18 protein-coding genes and 1 other annotated feature are annotated in these 18,186 nt (G+C 34.7%); of the genes, 17 read left to right on the forward strand and 1 reads right to left on the reverse strand.

Going from position 1 to position 18,186, the window contains the following annotated elements; all coding sequences use genetic code 11:
• Nucleotides 1–162 precede the first annotated feature (162 nt).
• From NEH75_RS01565 to NEH75_RS01645, 17 genes are all read left to right on the forward strand, one after another.
• Nucleotides 163–642 (forward strand): Lrp/AsnC family transcriptional regulator, encoded by a 480-nt coding sequence (locus NEH75_RS01565; RefSeq protein WP_055244170.1) that lies wholly within the window; start codon nt 163–165, stop codon nt 640–642.
• Nucleotides 639–1,808, forward strand: coding sequence for an aminotransferase class I/II-fold pyridoxal phosphate-dependent enzyme (locus tag NEH75_RS01570; protein WP_055275759.1), 1,170 nt, complete (start codon nt 639–641; stop codon nt 1,806–1,808). Before NEH75_RS01565 ends, NEH75_RS01570 begins: the two co-directional genes overlap by 4 nt.
• A 484-nt stretch (nt 1,809–2,292) precedes the next feature.
• On the forward strand, nt 2,293–3,468 hold the full coding sequence (locus tag NEH75_RS01575; protein ID WP_262948396.1) for an alpha/beta fold hydrolase: 1,176 nt from the start codon (nt 2,293–2,295) through the stop codon (nt 3,466–3,468).
• A gap of 394 nt (nt 3,469–3,862) precedes the next feature.
• Entirely contained in the window at nt 3,863–4,660 is a 798-nt protein-coding gene (locus NEH75_RS01580) for a potassium channel family protein (protein ID WP_055304178.1), read from the forward strand.
• A 34-nt stretch (nt 4,661–4,694) separates the two neighbouring features.
• Nucleotides 4,695–5,180 carry a GNAT family N-acetyltransferase gene (locus NEH75_RS01585; protein WP_055304177.1) on the forward strand — a complete coding sequence of 162 codons (486 nt, stop codon included), beginning with the start codon at nt 4,695–4,697 and terminating at the stop codon, nt 5,178–5,180.
• An 80-nt stretch (nt 5,181–5,260) separates the two neighbouring features.
• Nucleotides 5,261–6,082: a YhfC family intramembrane metalloprotease gene (locus NEH75_RS01590; protein ID WP_262948397.1), complete on the forward strand. Its 822-nt coding sequence runs from the start codon at nt 5,261–5,263 to the stop codon at nt 6,080–6,082.
• A gap of 56 nt (nt 6,083–6,138) precedes the next feature.
• Nucleotides 6,139–6,399, forward strand: a complete 261-nt coding sequence (locus NEH75_RS01595; protein ID WP_055275769.1) for an autorepressor SdpR family transcription factor — start codon at nt 6,139–6,141, stop codon at nt 6,397–6,399.
• A gap of 141 nt (nt 6,400–6,540) precedes the next feature.
• Complete coding sequence (locus tag NEH75_RS01600) at nt 6,541–7,044, forward strand: DedA family protein (RefSeq protein ID WP_055245118.1); 504 nt, start codon at nt 6,541–6,543, stop codon at nt 7,042–7,044.
• A gap of 40 nt (nt 7,045–7,084) precedes the next feature.
• Entirely contained in the window at nt 7,085–8,500 is a 1,416-nt protein-coding gene (gene cls, locus NEH75_RS01605; RefSeq protein ID WP_262948398.1) for a cardiolipin synthase, read from the forward strand.
• Between the two features lie 102 nt (nt 8,501–8,602).
• Nucleotides 8,603–9,457: a metallophosphoesterase gene (locus NEH75_RS01610; RefSeq protein ID WP_262948400.1), complete on the forward strand. Its 855-nt coding sequence runs from the start codon at nt 8,603–8,605 to the stop codon at nt 9,455–9,457.
• 21 nt (nt 9,458–9,478) lie between these two features.
• Entirely contained in the window at nt 9,479–10,225 is a 747-nt protein-coding gene (locus tag NEH75_RS01615; protein ID WP_055304343.1) for a metallophosphoesterase family protein, read from the forward strand.
• Between the two features lie 111 nt (nt 10,226–10,336).
• The gene (locus NEH75_RS01620; RefSeq protein WP_055245113.1) at nt 10,337–10,765 is read left to right on the forward strand and encodes a DUF2680 domain-containing protein; all 429 of its coding nucleotides are present in this window, start codon (nt 10,337–10,339) and stop codon (nt 10,763–10,765) included.
• 158 nt (nt 10,766–10,923) lie between these two features.
• A complete protein-coding gene (locus tag NEH75_RS01625; RefSeq protein ID WP_156343973.1) occupies nt 10,924–11,073 on the forward strand; it encodes a hypothetical protein in 150 nt (49 codons plus the stop codon).
• Between the two features lie 242 nt (nt 11,074–11,315).
• Nucleotides 11,316–12,155 carry a hypothetical protein gene (locus tag NEH75_RS01630; protein WP_055275777.1) on the forward strand — a complete coding sequence of 280 codons (840 nt, stop codon included), beginning with the start codon at nt 11,316–11,318 and terminating at the stop codon, nt 12,153–12,155.
• A gap of 105 nt (nt 12,156–12,260) precedes the next feature.
• Nucleotides 12,261–15,512, forward strand: a complete 3,252-nt coding sequence (locus NEH75_RS01635) for a DEAD/DEAH box helicase (protein WP_262948402.1) — start codon at nt 12,261–12,263, stop codon at nt 15,510–15,512.
• A gap of 39 nt (nt 15,513–15,551) precedes the next feature.
• Nucleotides 15,552–15,765 (forward strand) — a binding site (T-box leader).
• Between the two features lie 77 nt (nt 15,766–15,842).
• Nucleotides 15,843–16,841, forward strand: coding sequence for a tryptophan--tRNA ligase (gene trpS, locus NEH75_RS01640; protein WP_055243985.1), 999 nt, complete (start codon nt 15,843–15,845; stop codon nt 16,839–16,841).
• Nucleotides 16,842–17,057: 216 nt separating this feature from the next.
• Entirely contained in the window at nt 17,058–17,636 is a 579-nt protein-coding gene (locus tag NEH75_RS01645; protein ID WP_055243983.1) for a DJ-1/PfpI family protein, read from the forward strand.
• 36 nt (nt 17,637–17,672) lie between these two features.
• Here the strand turns inward: NEH75_RS01645 and NEH75_RS01650 are convergent, their stop codons facing one another.
• Nucleotides 17,673–18,119 carry a hypothetical protein gene (locus NEH75_RS01650; RefSeq protein WP_055243981.1) on the reverse strand — a complete coding sequence of 149 codons (447 nt, stop codon included), beginning with the start codon at nt 18,117–18,119 and terminating at the stop codon, nt 17,673–17,675.
• Nucleotides 18,120–18,186: the final 67 nt, after the last annotated feature.

The raw sequence follows: 18,186 nt of genomic DNA on the forward strand, positions 1-18,186 counted from the left end.
TTGAGGTCTAGTATCTCTACTAGTCGAGTATGATAGGCTTCATATTTAGAGATAAAATAGAACCGCCGTATACGGAACCGTACGTACGGTGGTGTGAGAGGACGATGATTAAATTAATTAATTATCTCCTACTCGATTATTTGATACAGGAGGTTTAAATAAATGGAAGAAATCTTAGAGATTTTAGAAAAAAATAGTCGTTATACAGATGAAGAAATTGCAGTCATGGCTGGAAAAACTGTTGAAGAAGTTCGTGAAGCGATTCGTGACTATGAAGAGCGTAGCATCATCGCCGGATATACGACCTTAATCAATTGGGAAAATACAGGGAAAGAAACCGTGACGGCATTAATTGAAGTAAAAGTGACCCCACAACGCGGAGAAGGATTTGATAAAGTCGCAGAGCGTATTTATAATTTTGAACAAGTTCGTGCGTGTTATTTAATGTCTGGTGGATTTGATCTCACAGTCATTGTAGAAGGTAAAACGATGAAAGAAGTGGCGATGTTTGTTTCGGAGAAATTAGCTGTTCAAGAATACGTCTTAAGCTGTTCGACACACTTTGTCTTGAAAAAATATAAAGATCATGGAACGATCTTTAAGGAAAAAGAATTTGATGATCGAGAGGTAATCTTCTTATGATGCTAGAAAATATGATTTTAGAAAATGTAAAAAATATGCCCCCATCAGGGATTCGTAAATATTTTGATATGGTTCATGAAATGGAAGGGGTTATCTCACTTGGTGTTGGTGAACCAGACTTTGTAACCCCATGGAATGTTCGTGAAGCGGGAATTTATTCACTTGAAAAAGGGCATACCCATTACTCATCAAATGCTGGTTTTTTAGAGTTGCGTTATGAAATTTCACGCTATTTGTATCGCCGTTTTAATCTATCTTATCATCCAGAAAATGAAATTTTAGTGACTGTCGGTGGAAGTGAAGGGATTGATTTAGCATTACGTGCCTTAGTTGGACCGGGTGATGAGGTTATTATTCCTGAACCCAGTTTTGTTGCTTACAAAGGTTGTACAACCTTTACAGGAGCGACGCCGAAGGTGATTGAACTAAAAGCAGAAAATGAGTTTAAATTAACAAAAGAGGAATTATTAGAAGCGATTACTCCAAAAACAAAAGTTTTAATTATGCCATTCCCGAATAACCCAACAGGGGCGATTATGACAAAAGAAGAGCTTCAAGAAATTGTCGATGTTTTAAAAGATAAAGAAATTATTATTATTTCAGATGAAATTTATGCTGAACTAACTTATCAGACGCAACATGTTTCAATCGCAAGTTTCCCTGAAGTAAAAGATCAAACACTTGTTATTAATGGTTTTTCAAAAGCTTATGCGATGACAGGATGGCGTTTAGGTTACGTGTGTGGACATCCAATTTTAATTAATGCTATGAAAAAAATTCACCAATATGCTATCATGTGTTCACCTACGACATCGCAATATGCTGCGATTGAAGCGATGAAAAATGGAGATACTAGTGTCGAGATGATGGTTAAGGAATATAATCAACGTCGTCGTGTGTTAGTCGATGGATTTAGAAAACTTGGTCTAGACTGCTTTGAACCACTTGGAGCGTTTTATGTCTTCCCTTGTATCAAGTCAACCGGCCTATCTTCTGATGAGTTTTGTGAGAAGCTACTATTAAGTGAGAAAGTACTAACTGTACCAGGAAATGCGTTTGGTGACTGTGGAGAAGGGTATATTCGTGCGTGCTACGCTTCATCAATGGAAAATATTAAAGAAGCGCTAGCGCGTATTGAGCATTTTTTAACAACATTATCAAAATAGAAAAAAAGGTGAAAGTTTGAAGCATCAAGATGAATGAGCAATAAAACCCGTGACAAGATTACTTATTCAATATTCTGTTCCTGCCATCATTGGGATGATGGTTAATGCCCTTTATAATGTGGTGAATCGAATGTTTATCGGGAATATCTAGGGGAGGGTCCACTTGCTATTACAGGAGTTGGGATGACTATGCCAATTTCTACAATTATCCTAGCATGTGGCATGTTGGTTGGAATCGGAACAACGGCTAATATTTGGACTAGATGGGGTGTGGCTCGCACAACCAATCTCTGATATATTAGCGATTGTCATTACTTTGATTTGTCTTTTACGAGAATTTAAAAACTTAAAACAAAAAGAATTGGATTGGTCAAAGATAAACGACTAAAAAGGAAGCCGTCATTAAATAAAATGACGGCTTTTATCATATTTGAAGGACGTGACTCATAGTTTTGAAAGAGACTCATCAAAAGGAGAGAGAAGATTGAAAGAAGTCGTATTAAAAATGATGATTCGATGCTTAATATCGATCGGCTTAATGATTTTCCTTATTAGTGGTGGTTTCTTTGTCATGCGTCAACTCTTTAGACAGTCTATTTTATCATCAGCGAATGAGTTAAATCACACTGGTGGAATTAGTGAAGTACGAGAAGTGCTACTAGGTGATATGTTACAATATATCGCTATTGAGGGAGAGAACATGGATAATCCGGTTTGCTTATTTTTACATGGGGGCCCAGGTTTATCTTTGCCTTATGGAATCAGTAGTCGGCATCAGTTGGAAACGATTAGCTCACATTGTACGGTTGTTTATTGGGATCAACGAGGCGCCGGAAAAACTTATAGTACCAATCCCTCAGACGTGTCTTTTACTTATGAACAAGTAGAGGCAGATGCTAAAGAGTTAATTACCTATTTAAGACGTGAGTTTGAGGTAGATCAAATCTATTTAATCGGATATTCATGGGGGAGTGTTTTAGGTATGCGACTTGTCCATGAAATTCCGGAGCAGTTATATGCTTATTTTGGCTTATCTCAAGTTGTTCATCCCCTTCAATCTGAACAAGTATTATATGATTGGCTCTTAGATGAATTTGAATCAACAGGTCATCATCAACTTGTTTCATCGTTAAAGCAATTGGGTCAGCCACCTTATGAACAAGCAAGTAGTCAAGAAACGTTTCAGCAAATTCTAAACCAAAGTAATGCGTATGTTAAATGGCGGGAGGGATTGCCAAATGTCAATGTTTTAAATTGGATCCGTCAAGTTTTAACTTGCCCTGATTTAACATTGAAGGAAGCGTACGATACATTAATTGGAGCCTCCCACCAAACCTTAAAGCAGAGCCAATATTGGTCCCAGTTGCAAGCGGTCAATTTACTTGAGGAAATAAAAGAAGTGAAAATTCCTATCTATTTTGCTACGGGTGTTGATGATTATATTTGTTCGGTCTCATTATTACAGTCTTGGGTTGAACAATTACAAGCTCCTAAAAAAGAGGTGCTTATTTTAGATAACTCCGCTCATTATTTTTCAAATGAAGATGAAAGTATAATCTATCAGTGGATGAAGGACCTCATTGCAAAGAAGTTTCCACAAGCAGAAGAAGCACCAGACGAAACAACGGTAGGAGACATCTTCTCAAATTTATTACAATAAGAGCAAATGAATCTTATGGGGCATTTAGCTCTTTTTTTATGTTGTAATGTCTAAAGGTATAAAACTGTATATAGGTTATCACTTACATAAGAGGTTGACAAAAACGGAACATTTAGATGTGCTTAAATATTATGAAGGGTTAATTCATTATTCAGATATCTAACTGGTTCAAGGAGAACAGGTGGATAGTTCAAAACAACCTATAGCACTTTAGGTTTTTCATTCATTTTGGTTATTTGCTTAATTAGTGTTGGCATGGGAATTTATCATTATAGAAAAATAAAGACATCAAAATAATAATCAAAGCGATGATTCATCAAGAGTCATCGCTTTTTTTGATAAGAATTAACACTTTGATTCATAATAAACATAAATGAATTGAGTGAGGTAGATTATGACTAAAATTAGTTTGTATCAATGGAGTATTATCGTTTGTTCGCTGGTGGTGGTTGTGATGACGATAATGCAATTAACACTAGATTTAAGTGCGTCAGTCAATCGAGTCTTTAATATTTTAGATATTTTAATTTGGTTGTTTTTTTTAATTGATTATACTCGCCGGTTAATAAAAAGTGAGAGTAAGAAAGAGTTTGTCAAAAATAACAAAATTGATTTATTAACAATCATCCCCTATTTTTCATTCTTTCGTATTTTAAGGGTAATTCGTGTGACACAAGTAGTGCCATTGTTCCATTTTGTAAAGGTTTTACGGGCGACGGCTATGTTAAGTAGTCTATCTAAGCGAGTAGGTTCTTTTTTTAAAACGAATAACTTTCATTATGTTGCTGGAGTGACACTAATTGTTATTTTATTAGGCGCAGGCAGTTTATCGTTCGTGGAAGGGATGGCGTTTAAAGATACCCTTTGGTGGTGTATTGTAACAGTGACAACCGTTGGTTATGGTGATATTGTTCCAAAAACAGGGCTTGGTCGGGTGATTGCGGGGATGGTCATGATTAGCGGAATTGGATTTTTAGGTGTTTTTACGGGAACCATTTCTACTTATTTTTTAAATCGACGAATAACGGACCACCAATCTCAGTATGTGACAGAATTAATTGAGAAATTGAATCATTTTGATGAACTGAGTGAAGATGAATTTAATGAGATCATGATGATTTTGCAAGTCATTAAAAAAGGTCAAAGTCAAATTTTGACCACTAATGAGAATGAGGGAAACATGAAGTCTTAAATATGATATACTTAAAAAGAGTGAGGTGAAGAAGATGCAACAACCTGAATTCATTGAAATTAATTCAGCTTTACGTTTAAGGACTCCTAAAAAATCCGATTGGGATTTAGCATATCCTTGGTATCAGAATCCAAACGTGATGTATTTGTCAGAAGGAGTGACTAATAAGACATACGAATTAGAACAAATTTATAATATGTATGAATTTCTAAGTACTCGGGGAGAGCTATACTTTATTGAGGTCAAGGAAAACGAAAATTGGTATGCAATTGGTGATGTGACACTATGGGAAGAAAATTTACCGATTGCAATTGGTGATGAAGAATATTGGGGACAGGGCATTGGAAAAGCAGTAATAAAAACGTTATTAAAACGTGCAAAAAGCCTTGGTATGACAAAAATTTCAGTTCCGGCTATATATCATTATAATATCGGATCACAGCGATTATTTGAATCATGTGGATTCAAAAAAGTAGGGGAAAATGCAACTGAGAAGTCTTACGAGAAAATCATCAAGTAAGCGCATTGACACCCATTTAAAGGGGATTTATAATTAACTTAATAATTAGATATTTTTCTAATTATACTGAGGGGGAGAATATGGTTAGTATTAGTTCAATGATGATGATGTGTTTGACACTTATGATTTGTTTTGGGGTTCCACTTGGCTTATTTTGGTTTGTTAGACGACGCTATCAAGCATCCATTAAAAGTTTTTTCGTTGGGCTGATTGTTTTTATTGTGACTACACAAATACTAGAAGCTGTTGTTCACGTTTATTTATTAAAAGTGAATCAAACAACATCAATTTGGCTCATGCAACCTATCATCTACTCGTTATATGGTGGTTTAATGGCAGGGATATTTGAAGAAACAGGACGTTATTTTAGCTTTAAGTGGTTTTTGAAGAAAGAAAATCGAATCCAAGATGGAGTCAGTTATGGGATTGGACATGGGGGAATAGAGGCCATGCTCATTGTTGGAACAACGTATTTAAATAACTTGATTTTTTCAATTCTCATTAATCAAGGATGGATTGAGAAACTTGGATTAAGTGCTGAATTAGAAGAGACCGTTGTGACGCAACTCACACAGATTTCTCCGATAATTTTTGGATTGGCCGGCTATGAACGGTTGATGACGTTCATTATTCAAATTGGACTAAGTCTTCTCGTTTTTAAAGGTGTTCGAGAGCAAAAAATTTGTTATTATGTGTTAGCTGTGTTCATACATGCTATATTAGATGTTCCAGCAGCTTTAGTGCAAGTGAGGATGTTTAATATTTATGTCGTCGAAGGTTTCATAACATTAATTGCGATTGGCTTTATCATTTTTATGGTTAAGCAGTTTAAAAATTATCATGAAGATTTAACAAAAGTCGAAGATATTGAACTTGAAAAATACAAGCAGGCTGGATACTAAGTTATAACATAAAGGAGGTGTGCCGTTAGCTGATTGGTTAGCAACGGAAAGAAGCTGTGAATAAAGCATTTCAAGCATTAGCGGACCCAACAAGACGTACGATTTTAAAAAAATTAAATAAAGGTGAAATGACAGCCGGTCAAATTGCCGATTGTTTCGATATGAGTAAACCCTCGATTACACATCATTTAAATATTTTAAAAAATGCTGATTTGATCCAAAGTGAAAAGCGTGGACAATTTGTTGTATATACGTTAAACACAACGGTAATCGGAGATGTTCTTGGTTGGTTTTATGAATTTACACATCGTATCTAAGTAAAGATGGTCTAAAGATTATTCTTAGACCCTCTTTATTTTTTTACATAATTTATACTGTTATTTCCATTTCTTGTGATAGAATGGTTTGATTAATTTGTGGAATAATAAGTGAACAGATAGTAAAAGGGTGGGACATAAATGGATAATATTCAGATTGTATTAAATTATTTTTCGGAGTATGGTTTAGTGTTTTTATTTTTGATCGTCTTCCTAGAGTATATGAATTTACCTGGGTTACCAGCGGGAATTATTATGCCTGCAGCAGGAATCTTAATCGCAGGGAATGATATGGATTTTATTACAGCGCTAGTTATTTCAGTCATTGCCGGTTTATTTGGAAGTTATGTATTATACTTTATTGGTTATTTTCTAGGAAAGCCCATTTTAGATAAATTTTATGAAAAATATGAAAAAATCAGACCTTCGATTAATAAGGCGATTAGTTATACCGATAAACATGGAAGTAAAGGTGTTTTTATTGCTCGGCTAATTCCCGTTGCAAGAACGTTAGTGTCGTTAACGGTAGGAACCGTACGTATGAATTTTCTAACATTCACGATTTATTCCGTGTTTGGAATAACCATTTGGAATTTAATCTTTATTTATATGGGATATGCCTTTGGCTATTTTTTCTTAAAATAGGAGAGAGGGGTTTTGGGTTAAACGACTGGAGGCTGTCTATATGATTACTGTTTTTTTTGCGATATTTCGAATGATTAACTTGATATTAATCGGGATCTTAATTTTTTATAAACGAAAAGATCCAGCTCTATTGCTAGCTTGGATTCTCCTTTTGTTATTTTTACCTCCAGTCGGATTTGTTATGTACCTTTTGTTTGAACGAACACCAGTTTCTAGAAAGAAGCTGTTGTTTTTAACAGAATATACTGATCAACGTTTGAAACGTCAAATTGATTATCAATTCAGTGAGTGCGTGGCATCGGTCATTGCGTTTAATGAAATTTATAATGGAAGTCGCTTATTCATGTATCATGACTGGATGTATTTTGCGGATGGAAAGAGTAAGTATGATCAATTATTTATCGATATTGGGCAGGCGACACAATCCATTCATTTATTATATTTTATTGTCCGTAAAGATGAGGTGGGACAGAGGTTAATCTCTTTATTAGCCCAAAAAGCAGCAGAAGGCGTTGAAGTTCGACTCGTCTATGATAGTGCGGGGTGTTTTGGTACAACTTTAAAATTTTTTGATTCAATTATTAAAGCAGGTGGCCATGTCTATAAGTTTCATCCTCCGACTTTACGTCTGATTGGTTTAAATTATAATTATCGAAATCATCGAAAAATTGTTGTCATTGATGGAAGGATTGGTTATTTAGGTGGGATGAATGTTGGGAAAGAGTATATGTCACTCGATCCTAACTATTCCCCATGGCGTGATGCCCATCTTCGGCTAGTAGGCGATGCAGTTTGGGATTTACAACATCGCTTTTTCAGAGATTACTTCATGGTTTGTGAAGATAAACGTGATGAAGTACACATTCAATCCAATCTAGATCATTACTTCACTGCTTCATTAGTGACGACCATCTGTCCAATCCAAATTGTGTCAGATGGTCCAGATACACCGACCGACGATATTAAATTAGCTTTTGTGAAAATGATGCAAACGGCAACAAAATCAATTCGCATTCAAACCCCTTATTTTATTCCCGATCAGTTGTTTTTAGAGACGTTAAAAATTGCTGCTTACTCCGGTGTTAAAGTCGAAGTAATGATTCCAACAATTGCCGACCATCATTATGTTTATCGCACAACTACTTCTTTTATTCATGAGTTACTAGAAGCGAATATTGATGTTTACTTATATAAAGGTTTTTTACATTCTAAGATTTTAGTGATTGATGATGAGATTTGTACCGTTGGATCGACAAACATTGACCAACGAAGCTTCAAAATCAATTATGAAGTAAATGCCTTTATCTATGATCAACTTTTGACGCATCGCGTCTCACATCAATTTGATAAAGACTTAGAAAATTGTTTATTAGTGGATGAATCTTACGAAAAAAATAAATCATGGGTTGTCCGACTTGAAGAAAAGGTTTACCGATTAGTATCCATGATTTTATAATATAGGAGAAATAAAATTTTTTAGAAAGGAGGGACATTTACCAAAACGATTTGATATTCTTAGGCTTAAAGATTAAATTTCAATGTTTTGGAAAGATGACATATGATAATCTTACTCTTTATAGTGACTCTCTTATTCATTTACTTTGAGCAAGAAGTCTTTTCAACCTCATTTTATAAATTAAAAACAGATAAACTAAATTTAAAAAAGGGCCCAATTCATATTGTCCAATTATCAGACTTACATTCGAAATCCTTTGGTCGTCAAAATAGACGTTTGATTCAAAAAATTAAACGTTTAAATCCTGATTTTATTGTGACTACGGGTGATATGATTACCTCTACGGATTCAAATGGCAATGCTTTCTTAGATGTCGTTACCGCGTGCTCATCAAAATATCCGATTTTTTATATTGAAGGGAATCATGAGATAACGGCTAAATATGATACCTTAAATCAAGAAACGAAATGGTATGAAGCCTATTTAAAGTCTTTAGAAGATTTAGGGGTTCATTTATTAAATAATGAGTCTCGAAAAGTCACGATTAATGAGGATGAGCTGTATATCTATGGGCTTACGGTCCCATTAGCGCATTATTATTCTGTTCCCATCGATATTCAAAAACAGGTGAGTGTCAGAGCGATTAAAGAAGTATCGGAGGTACTTCCTGATTTAGAAGAAGGACATTTTAATATTTTATTAGCACATAATCCATTTTTAGCAAATCTATATGAACAACATGGATTTGATCATGTTTATTGTGGGCATGTTCATGGTGGAGCACTTCGATTACCGTTGATCGGTGGAGTCTTATCACCGGAGCGAAAGTTGTTTCCTAAATATAGCGCAGGTATTTATCAAATTGGAAAAATGAAGATGATTGTCAGTCGAGGGCTTGGACGTTTGCGTTTATTTAATCGCCCAGATATTGTCGTTATCGAGATTTATCCGAAGTAAGAGTGGAGTGAGAAAATGGTAATGTTAGATAAAATTGCAATTATTTCAGATATTCATGGGAATTTACCAGCGCTTGAAGCCGTTTTAAAGGATATTGATAGACGAGGAGTTTCTCAGATTATTTGTTTAGGGGATATGATCGGGAAAGGCCCTCATTCAAAAGAAGTATTAGAAGTGTGTCAAATCAGGTGTCAAAGAATTGTCAAAGGGAATTGGGAAGATTTTATTTCAGATCCGAAGACGGAAGCGACACCTTTTATTCAGTTTTATCGAAATCAACTAGGGGAAGAACGTTTAGCCTATATTCGACAATTACCTTCGGTGACAGGTTTTTGGATGAGTGGAAAATATATTCGTCTTTTTCATGCGAATCCACATAGTTTATATGATCGGGTTTATGCGACCTCTCCACTTGAAAAACGTTTAGCTTTATTTGAAGTCCCAAAATTACCATCGACTGAAAGCAGTTCAAAAGCCGCTGATATGATTGGGTATGGTGATATTCATGAAGGATATTTGCAACATTTAGAGCAAGGACGCGTGTTATTCAATGTCGGAAGTGTTGGAAATTCATGTGATTCAATTCCAATGGCAGCTTATGTAATCTTAGAGGGGCATCTTCATCGTCGGGAAGAAGCTGATTTTTCGATTCAATTCTATCGTGTTAAATATGATCGTATGAAATCCATTAGTGATGCCATGAAAGTAGAGATTCCTGATCAAGAAGCATATATCAACGAAATTAAAACAGGTTTATATTGTCGTTAGAAACATCCAATAAATTAAGGATGTTTTTTATTTTCAAAAACCTGGAATGCAAACTTTTGGATAAAGTGGTGAAAACTAAAAAAGTCAGTTTATTCGAAAGGAGATTTTAAGATGAAAAAAATAAATATGACATTAGGTGCTATCTTTTTAGCAGCCACACTTAGCTTAACGGGTTACGCAAAAGAATCAACAAAAGAGATGCCAACGCCACCTGCTTTAACTGAAGAGCAAAAAGGAGAGAAGGCAAAACAATTTGAGGCTGAGTATAAACAAATGCAAGAGAAATTTAGTGCTTTAACAGATGAACAGAAAAAAGAAATTTATGATCTCTATGATAAGGTTAATGTTGCAAAAATTAAATTATTAGATAAGTATGTGGAACTAGGATTAATGACAGATGAAGAGGCAAAGTCTATTCAAAAACATATGTCTGACGTTTCAGAAAAAATTCGAAGTGAAGGTCAGTTTATCGGGTTTAAGGCCCCACATTTTCCTAAACGTGCAGAAAATAATCAACAAAATAGTCAAGATGTTGAATAATTTAGCTATTATTTACCAACAATAAAAATGTGATGAAGAATGCCCATATTGATTTTTGGGGCATTCTTTTATCTACCGATTAATCATCATGTAACGATGCCAATTAAAGGCTGGATGCATATGATAAAATAAGAGAATAAGACATGAGGTGATTAGCTATGAAAGAACGAAAGCGTCCATCGCTTCGACCAAAGCAGCGAACGATTCCTTCAAATATTCATCACACGTATAAATTAAAAATGACGGATCAAGAACAAAAAAGAAAAACGTATTTTGCAAGATTAAGAGGTTATCGTGACCGCCAATAAGAGCCACGATAACCTTTTTTTTATATTTTAAATTAAAGTAATTATAAAATTAGACAATACTCTAATTAATTGACAATAAAAAAAATCCAACGAAAAATGATAAAACATCGCCGATACAATAAAGTCAAACAATAAAAAATATAACCATTTGTGATAATTTTCGCATGTATTGTATTAAAAACTATCATGATGACTGAAATTTCTCCATAAACTGTATTAAAAAGATAGAGAGGAGAGGTGGGATGTTATTAAATCAGCAATTATGGTCTGTTTATCAAATGGCCAGTAATCGTGAATCAATTAGAGCACTTCTTCTTTATGACTTTGAAGAGGAAGACACTGACTTAGGTTATAAATTTATCGTAATTTGTACAGATCCTGCCAGTTTCTTTATAGACTTAAATTGGGTTAATGAAATTGATCCTGTTGGTCATATCGAAAAAGAACGATCCTTTTATCAAAGCAGTCATATTTATTTTAATTGCTGTATCATCTTTAAAACAGCATGGAGCAGCCAATTTATTTTTATTAAAAATGATGAAAAGAGCTATTTTTTTAAACAATCTAAAATAATTGTTTTTATTGATCGTGATTTCTTAATTAAATCGGAGCGAATTCGAATTGAGGCGATGAACTTTGGACAATGGAAGGAACCTCCAATAGAAGTTGAACTTCGAGCGTTAGTCTCCGATTTTTACGAAGAAATTCTTCAAATATGCCGGTTGATTAAGCAACAACCTTTTTATTTCACACTATCGTCACCAGAATTTTGTATTGAATGGACGATTGTTCATTTCGTCCAGTGGTTGAGCTATTTTGGAGTATGTTTTTCAGTAGACGAATTACAAGACATTAATGCTTTAATCAACTCTCCATCGAAAGTAACGGAAGTGATTTCCTTTAAGCAACTTTCAAAATATATTCAGTTAGCAACCCACCTACTAGAGCTTTATTGTGACTACACGAACTATAACTATCAGACCCCGCAGATTGTCCTGTTAAAAGAATATATTGATATCATTCTAAGACAAGAAAACGTTAGATCTGAAGGTTATAAAATGTCATTGGTTCGGGTAAATTAATAGTGATTTGACAGTTCTTTACAAAAAGCCAAGCGTCTCTCGTTTCTTATATGAGCAATTTATGGTAAAATGAAGAGATAAGTGGAAAATAGGAGTGTGAGTAGCGTGAATTTAAACCAAACTATGATTAAAAATCGAGCAGCTAACCCTGCTGTTTTTTCGCGTGCTCAATCTTTTTATAACAGTGGGGGAAAAATTCAATACTATGTAACTTACGATCCAGTCGATCTCTATCAAATCTTTGCAGAAGTTGAAGATGATAACGAATTACATCATATTTTGATTAATTTAGATGAAAAGAGTAAAGTGATTCATGATCAATGTGATTGCGGAACATTTTTATCAAACTTTGGTTCATGTAAGCATGTGATTGCGACACTGTTGAAGGTCTATGATGATCAAGTGCGTAATAAACTTGTTATTCACTCCACAGGAGATGAAGAAGAAGGCCTCATGGACGAGTTATTAGCGGCTTATGAATCACAATTAACAACAGAGATGAATTACGAGATGTATACAAAAGATGTCATGATCTATCCAAAATTAATCATGAAATCACAACAAGAAGCCTCAGTTGAGGTCTCTGTCGGCATTCATCGTCCTTATGTTGTTCGCGATATTTATAAGTTAGCCAGCGATATTTGGAATGAAAATGTCGTAAGCTATGGGAAAGAGCTTCAATTTAAACATGCGATTCAACATTTTGATGAGGGGTCACGTCCATTTGCGAGCTTTATCTGTGAAATCGTCAAGGAATATGATATTTATGCAAAACAGCTTCCATTACTAGGGCCTGTGAAGTCAACTCGTACGTTAATCTTGACCCCTAGTTGGTTTGATCGGTTTTATGACTTATATCAACGTCAAACGATTGCATGTGACATCGAGGATTTATCAAGTGAAATGATAACCCTCCATCCCTATGAACCAGCGATTGAATTTCGATTAACACAAGAGGATGAAGACTATTATTTATCGCATAATCTCGGAGCTTTTAGAATGATTCAAGGGCAGAAATACATGTATCTTCTTTGTGAACGAGAAGCCTATCGCTGTGGAAGTAAATTCATCGATCAAATGCTCCCAATCTTACAAACACTCATTCAGTCACCTCGTTTTGAGTTGCGTATGAATGAAGCTTATATGGGAAAATTTTTATCATTAGTCATGCCCAAAATTAAAAACTACATTCGGGACACATCTTTAGATGCGCTTTATGAACGGTTTAAAGTTTATCCATTAGTGATTAAATTTTATTTAGACTCATTAAAACGAGGAAATATTGGATTGAATGTCCAATTTTGCTACGGTGATACGGTCATTCAGGCAAATGATCCAAATTCATTTGAACACAGTACGTCTATTTTACGAGATGCAAACAAAGAAGCTCAAATCTTAGCTCTCTTAGAACAATATCAATTCCAAAAGCAATCTAATGGAACTTATCTTTTAGCGGAAGAAGAAGCGATTTATTCATTTTTACATGATGGAACAGCTGAATTAAAGCAGTTAGGAGAAGTTTATGCTTCTGATACGTTTAAAGCGATTAAAATAAAAGAGCCTAAATCATTCTCAGTTGGTATTCGTTTGAAAAATGATTGGCTGAGCTTAAATTTTGAAGATTTAGAGTTTGGACCATCTGAGTATAAAAAGATTCTAGCCTCGTACCGTCAAAATAAGAAATATTTCCGTTTAAAAGATGGTTCATTCTTAAATTTAAAGAATGAGTATGTCGATACACTTGCTTCATTTGTAGATGATTTAAATCTAAATGATGCACAATTAGACGAGGAAGAAGTTTTAATTCCAAAATATCGAGCGCTTTACTTAGATCAATTAACAAAAATTAGTCAGTCATTACATGTTGAACGCGATGTTTCCTTTAAATCGATGGTTCGTGAATTTAAACAGGTGGAAGATGCTGACTTTACCGTGCCAGTTAATCTTCAAAAAACACTTCGTCGTTATCAAAAAACAGGCTATCGATGGCTTAAAACGTTATCGAAATATCAAATGGGTGGAATTTTAGCCGATGATATGGGACTTGGAAAAACATTACAGGTCATTTCCGTTTTATTATCTGAGAAAGGTCAATCCAATAAATCATCACTCATTGTGGCACCAAGTTCGCTCATTTATAACTGGGAGAGTGAAATTCATAAATTTGCTCCTGGGTTAACAACTATGATTATTCATGGCGATCCAGCGACGAGAAGGCAACTCATTCAAGACAGTTCTAACGTTGATATCGTCATTACGTCATATGACTTAATACGTCGCGATGTGGAGAGTTATCACTCTCAAAGCTTTAGATACTGTATTTTAGATGAAGCACATTATATCAAGAACCATACGACGTTAAGTGCAAAAGCTGTGAAAAAAGTAAATAGTGAAATTAGATTTGCCTTAACTGGGACCCCCATTGAAAATTCATTATCGGATTTATGGTCGATCTTTGATTTTATCTTACCAGGATACTTTGGAACATACGCACAGTTTAGGAAAAAGTATGAAGTGCCTATCATGAAGCAACAGAATCTGAATTTATTAAGTCGGATCCATCAACAAGTGGCTCCATTCATTTTACGACGCTTGAAAAAGGACGTCTTAAAAGAATTACCTGAGAAGATTGAAACTAATATGTACTGTGAGATGGATAAAACGCAACGTGACTTATATCACGCAATGGTTTATGAAATGAAAGAACAAATGAATCAAGAGATTCAAGAGCAAGGCATTGAACGTAGCCGTATTAAAATCTTGGCACTTTTAATGCGCTTACGTCAAATTTGTTGTGATCCATCGTTATATTTAGAAAACTATAAAGGGGAAAGCGCAAAATTAAAACTTTGCTTAGAATTAGTCGATGAATGTATTTCTACAGGTCATAAAGTGTTGATTTTCTCACAATTCACATCCATGTTAGATATTTTATCTAAAGAATTAACGGCTAAAGAAATCAAACATTTAATGTTAACAGGTTCAACGAAAACGAATGAGCGTTTAGCTTTAACGGAACAGTTTAATTCAGATGATACCCCTGTCTTTTTAATCTCTTTAAAAGCGGGTGGAACGGGATTAAACTTAACAGGGGCAGACATCGTCATCCATTATGATCCATGGTGGAATATGAGTGCTCAAAATCAAGCAACAGATCGTGCACATCGTCTCGGTCAGGAAAAAACGGTTCAAGTATTCAAACTGTTCGTTAAAAATACAATTGAAGAGAAAATTGAACGTCTTCAACAGCGAAAACGTGATTTAACTGAAGCAATCGTTCAAGAAGGAGAAACCTTTATTACTCAATTAAGTAGTGAAGAGTTAACCGCACTTTTTGAAACTGATGATGATTTTTAATTGACAAAGTGAGATGCATTTCATACAATGATAATAAATAATAAACCTTTGATTGAGAAATAGTAGTTTAAGTGTCATTTTAAAGAGAGTCGATGGATGGTGTGAATCGATAAATGTCTTAAATGAATGGGCTCATGAGTGGAACCTGAATAAAAAGAGTAAGGAACCCGGTAAACTCCCGTTATGAGTATGAAGTGGAATAAACAAGGATTTATTCTATTGAGGTGGTACCGCGGTTTTTATCGTCCTCTATCGATTGAGATAGAGGACGTTTTTTTATTTAGATAAACAATAAAAGGATGATTAAAACTTAATAAAGGAGTCGAAATTATGGCAAGAATTTTATCTGCAATTCAACCATCAGGAACATTAACTATTGGAAATTATTTAGGGGCATTAAAAAACTTCGTGAAATTACAAGATGAGCATGAATGTTTATTTTTCATTGTTGATCAACATGCGATTACAGTCCCACAAGATCGTTTAGAATTACGTAAAAAAATTAAAGAGTTAACTGCATTATATTTAGCTTGTGGATTAGATCCAGAAAAAGCAACGATCTTCGTTCAGTCAGAAGTACCAGGGCATACGCAATTAGCTTGGATGTTAACTTGTAACACATCCATGGGTGAATTAGAGCGCATGACTCAATTTAAAGATAAATCACAAAAGCAAGCCGCTAAAGGACAAGGAATCGGTGTTGGATTATTCATGTATCCAGTCTTAATGGCAGCTGATATCTTATTATACGATGTTGATTTTGTACCAGTTGGAGATGATCAAAAACAACATTTAGAGTTAACTCGTGACTTAGCAGAGCGTTTCAATAACCGCTTTGGAGAAACTTTCAAAATTCCTGAGCCATTAATCGCTAAGACAGGGGCTCGTATTATGTCATTACAAGAACCGACAAAGAAAATGAGCAAGTCAGATGATAACCCACGTAACTTCATTTTAATGACAGATGAACCGAATGTCATTCGTAAAAAAATTAAATCGGCTGTGACGGATTCAGATGGAATTATCGCATTTGACCGTGAAAATAAACCAGGATTATCAAACTTATTAGAAATCTACTCAGTGATTACTGGAGAATCAATTGATTCAATCGTGGCTCGCTATGAAGGATGCGGATACGGACAATTTAAATCTGATTTAGCTGAAGTAGTCGTGGCTGAATTAGAACCGATCCAAAATCGTATGAAAGAATTATTAAATTCACCAATTATTGATGAAGTATTAGATCGTGGGGCAGAACAAGCGAATAAACTAGCATTCAAAAAAGTAAAAAAAGTGGAACATAAAATGGGATTAGGTCGCAAAAAATAATCATTTAGAACGGATAGCTCAGAAAAGCTATCCTTTTTCTTTGATTGAGTAATCTATTAAGCACGTTTCTTAGCAACTTTTTCCGTCGAACATTCGGACTTAAGGACAGTTTAGTTCTATTATTGAACATTACTGGGGAAAGCGTTGACAAGGTATGGCAATTTCAAATAAAATGAGAATAACTTGAACGCAAGATGAGTTAGATGGGGGCTAAATATGGGGAAAGTTTTGGTTTTTTTATTTGATGGGATGACAGATTATGAAATTACGTTTATTTGTCATGTCTTACATTCAGATGCAGGGAAAGATATTATAACGGTCGCTTATGAGGATCGTGTCGTCAAAGCACAATCAGGCTTCAACTTTGAACCTGACTGTACCCTTGCGGAAGTCGTTGATTTAGATACTGAGGGACTTATATTATGTGGGGGGCGAGAGGTTGATATTAAACCTTCACTAGTTAAATTAATTCAACGCTATCATGGTGAGCGAAAACTATTAGCAGCGATTGGAACAGCTGGAACCATCATGTTAGCTAAATCAGGTGTCTTAGATGAAGCGACTTATACAACACCTTTAACGCAGTGGTCAACGAAATACCAATATGTCTATGGAATCCAAGATCCATTCCCGCGCGATAATTGTATTGAAAAGCGACTCGTACGTGACAGACATATTATCACGGCACAAAGCATTGCTTTTTTAGATTTCACATTAGAAATTTGTGCTTGGTTTAAATTATTTCAAAACCATCAAGAGAAGCATGCATTTGCGAAGTTGATTAAAGGAGCATAAAAAAAGGTTAACTCTGACATTGGAGTTAACCTTTTTTTATATATTTAAGGGTTTTAATTCACCATGAATAATGATTTGTTCTTCTTTTATATATGATTCAATTCCTTTATATGAGCTTGGATAAAAATCCTCAAATTCGATTAATCTCATAAATAAATGTGAGGAATCATTCATAAAAGCGATTTGTGAATCGATCATGTCTTGTAATGATTGGAACACAGTTTTCATCTGAACTGATGAAAAAGATTGGGTAAATTGTAAAACGACGTGTTTAATTTCTTCTTTTATATATTTAACATGTTGCATTAATGTCATGTCTTGAGTTAGGCTTAATGGTTCGATGGTTTCATTAAGGTTCATTTGGCTTTGTATGTTCATGATTGGCGTCACTTCTGAAGATGCAACCACGTTTGGTGTGTCATGACACCCAATAAGTAAAACAGTACTTGCAAAAGCTGCAAATATCATTTGTTGTAGTCTCATATTGACCTCCATTGCTACACTTTTTGGCGAACGTTATTTAATTTAACACAAGATTTTTACAATGTAA

It is taken from the genome of Turicibacter sp. T129 (assembly GCF_025594975.1).
Lineage (GTDB): Bacteria > Bacillota_I > Bacilli_A > MOL361 > Turicibacteraceae > Turicibacter > Turicibacter bilis.

Excerpts from the sequence above, each read along its gene's own strand:
- NEH75_RS01565 (WP_055244170.1), top strand. The coding sequence starts at position 163 with ATGGAAGAAATCTTAGAGATTTTAGAAAAAAATAGTCGTTATACAGAT.
- NEH75_RS01570 (WP_055275759.1), top strand. The coding sequence starts at position 639 with ATGATGCTAGAAAATATGATTTTAGAAAATGTAAAAAATATGCCCCCA.
- NEH75_RS01580 (WP_055304178.1), top strand. The coding sequence starts at position 3,863 with ATGACTAAAATTAGTTTGTATCAATGGAGTATTATCGTTTGTTCGCTG.
- NEH75_RS01585 (WP_055304177.1), top strand. The coding sequence starts at position 4,695 with ATGCAACAACCTGAATTCATTGAAATTAATTCAGCTTTACGTTTAAGG.
- NEH75_RS01590 (WP_262948397.1), top strand. The coding sequence starts at position 5,261 with ATGGTTAGTATTAGTTCAATGATGATGATGTGTTTGACACTTATGATT.
- NEH75_RS01600 (WP_055245118.1), top strand. The coding sequence starts at position 6,541 with ATGGATAATATTCAGATTGTATTAAATTATTTTTCGGAGTATGGTTTA.
- cls (WP_262948398.1), top strand. The coding sequence starts at position 7,085 with ATGATTACTGTTTTTTTTGCGATATTTCGAATGATTAACTTGATATTA.
- NEH75_RS01610 (WP_262948400.1), top strand. The coding sequence starts at position 8,603 with ATGATAATCTTACTCTTTATAGTGACTCTCTTATTCATTTACTTTGAG.
- NEH75_RS01615 (WP_055304343.1), top strand. The coding sequence starts at position 9,479 with ATGTTAGATAAAATTGCAATTATTTCAGATATTCATGGGAATTTACCA.
- NEH75_RS01620 (WP_055245113.1), top strand. The coding sequence starts at position 10,337 with ATGAAAAAAATAAATATGACATTAGGTGCTATCTTTTTAGCAGCCACA.
- NEH75_RS01625 (WP_156343973.1), top strand. The coding sequence starts at position 10,924 with ATGAAAGAACGAAAGCGTCCATCGCTTCGACCAAAGCAGCGAACGATT.
- NEH75_RS01630 (WP_055275777.1), top strand. The coding sequence starts at position 11,316 with ATGTTATTAAATCAGCAATTATGGTCTGTTTATCAAATGGCCAGTAAT.
- trpS (WP_055243985.1), top strand. The coding sequence starts at position 15,843 with ATGGCAAGAATTTTATCTGCAATTCAACCATCAGGAACATTAACTATT.
- NEH75_RS01645 (WP_055243983.1), top strand. The coding sequence starts at position 17,058 with ATGGGGAAAGTTTTGGTTTTTTTATTTGATGGGATGACAGATTATGAA.
- NEH75_RS01650 (WP_055243981.1), bottom strand. The coding sequence starts at position 18,119 with ATGAGACTACAACAAATGATATTTGCAGCTTTTGCAAGTACTGTTTTA.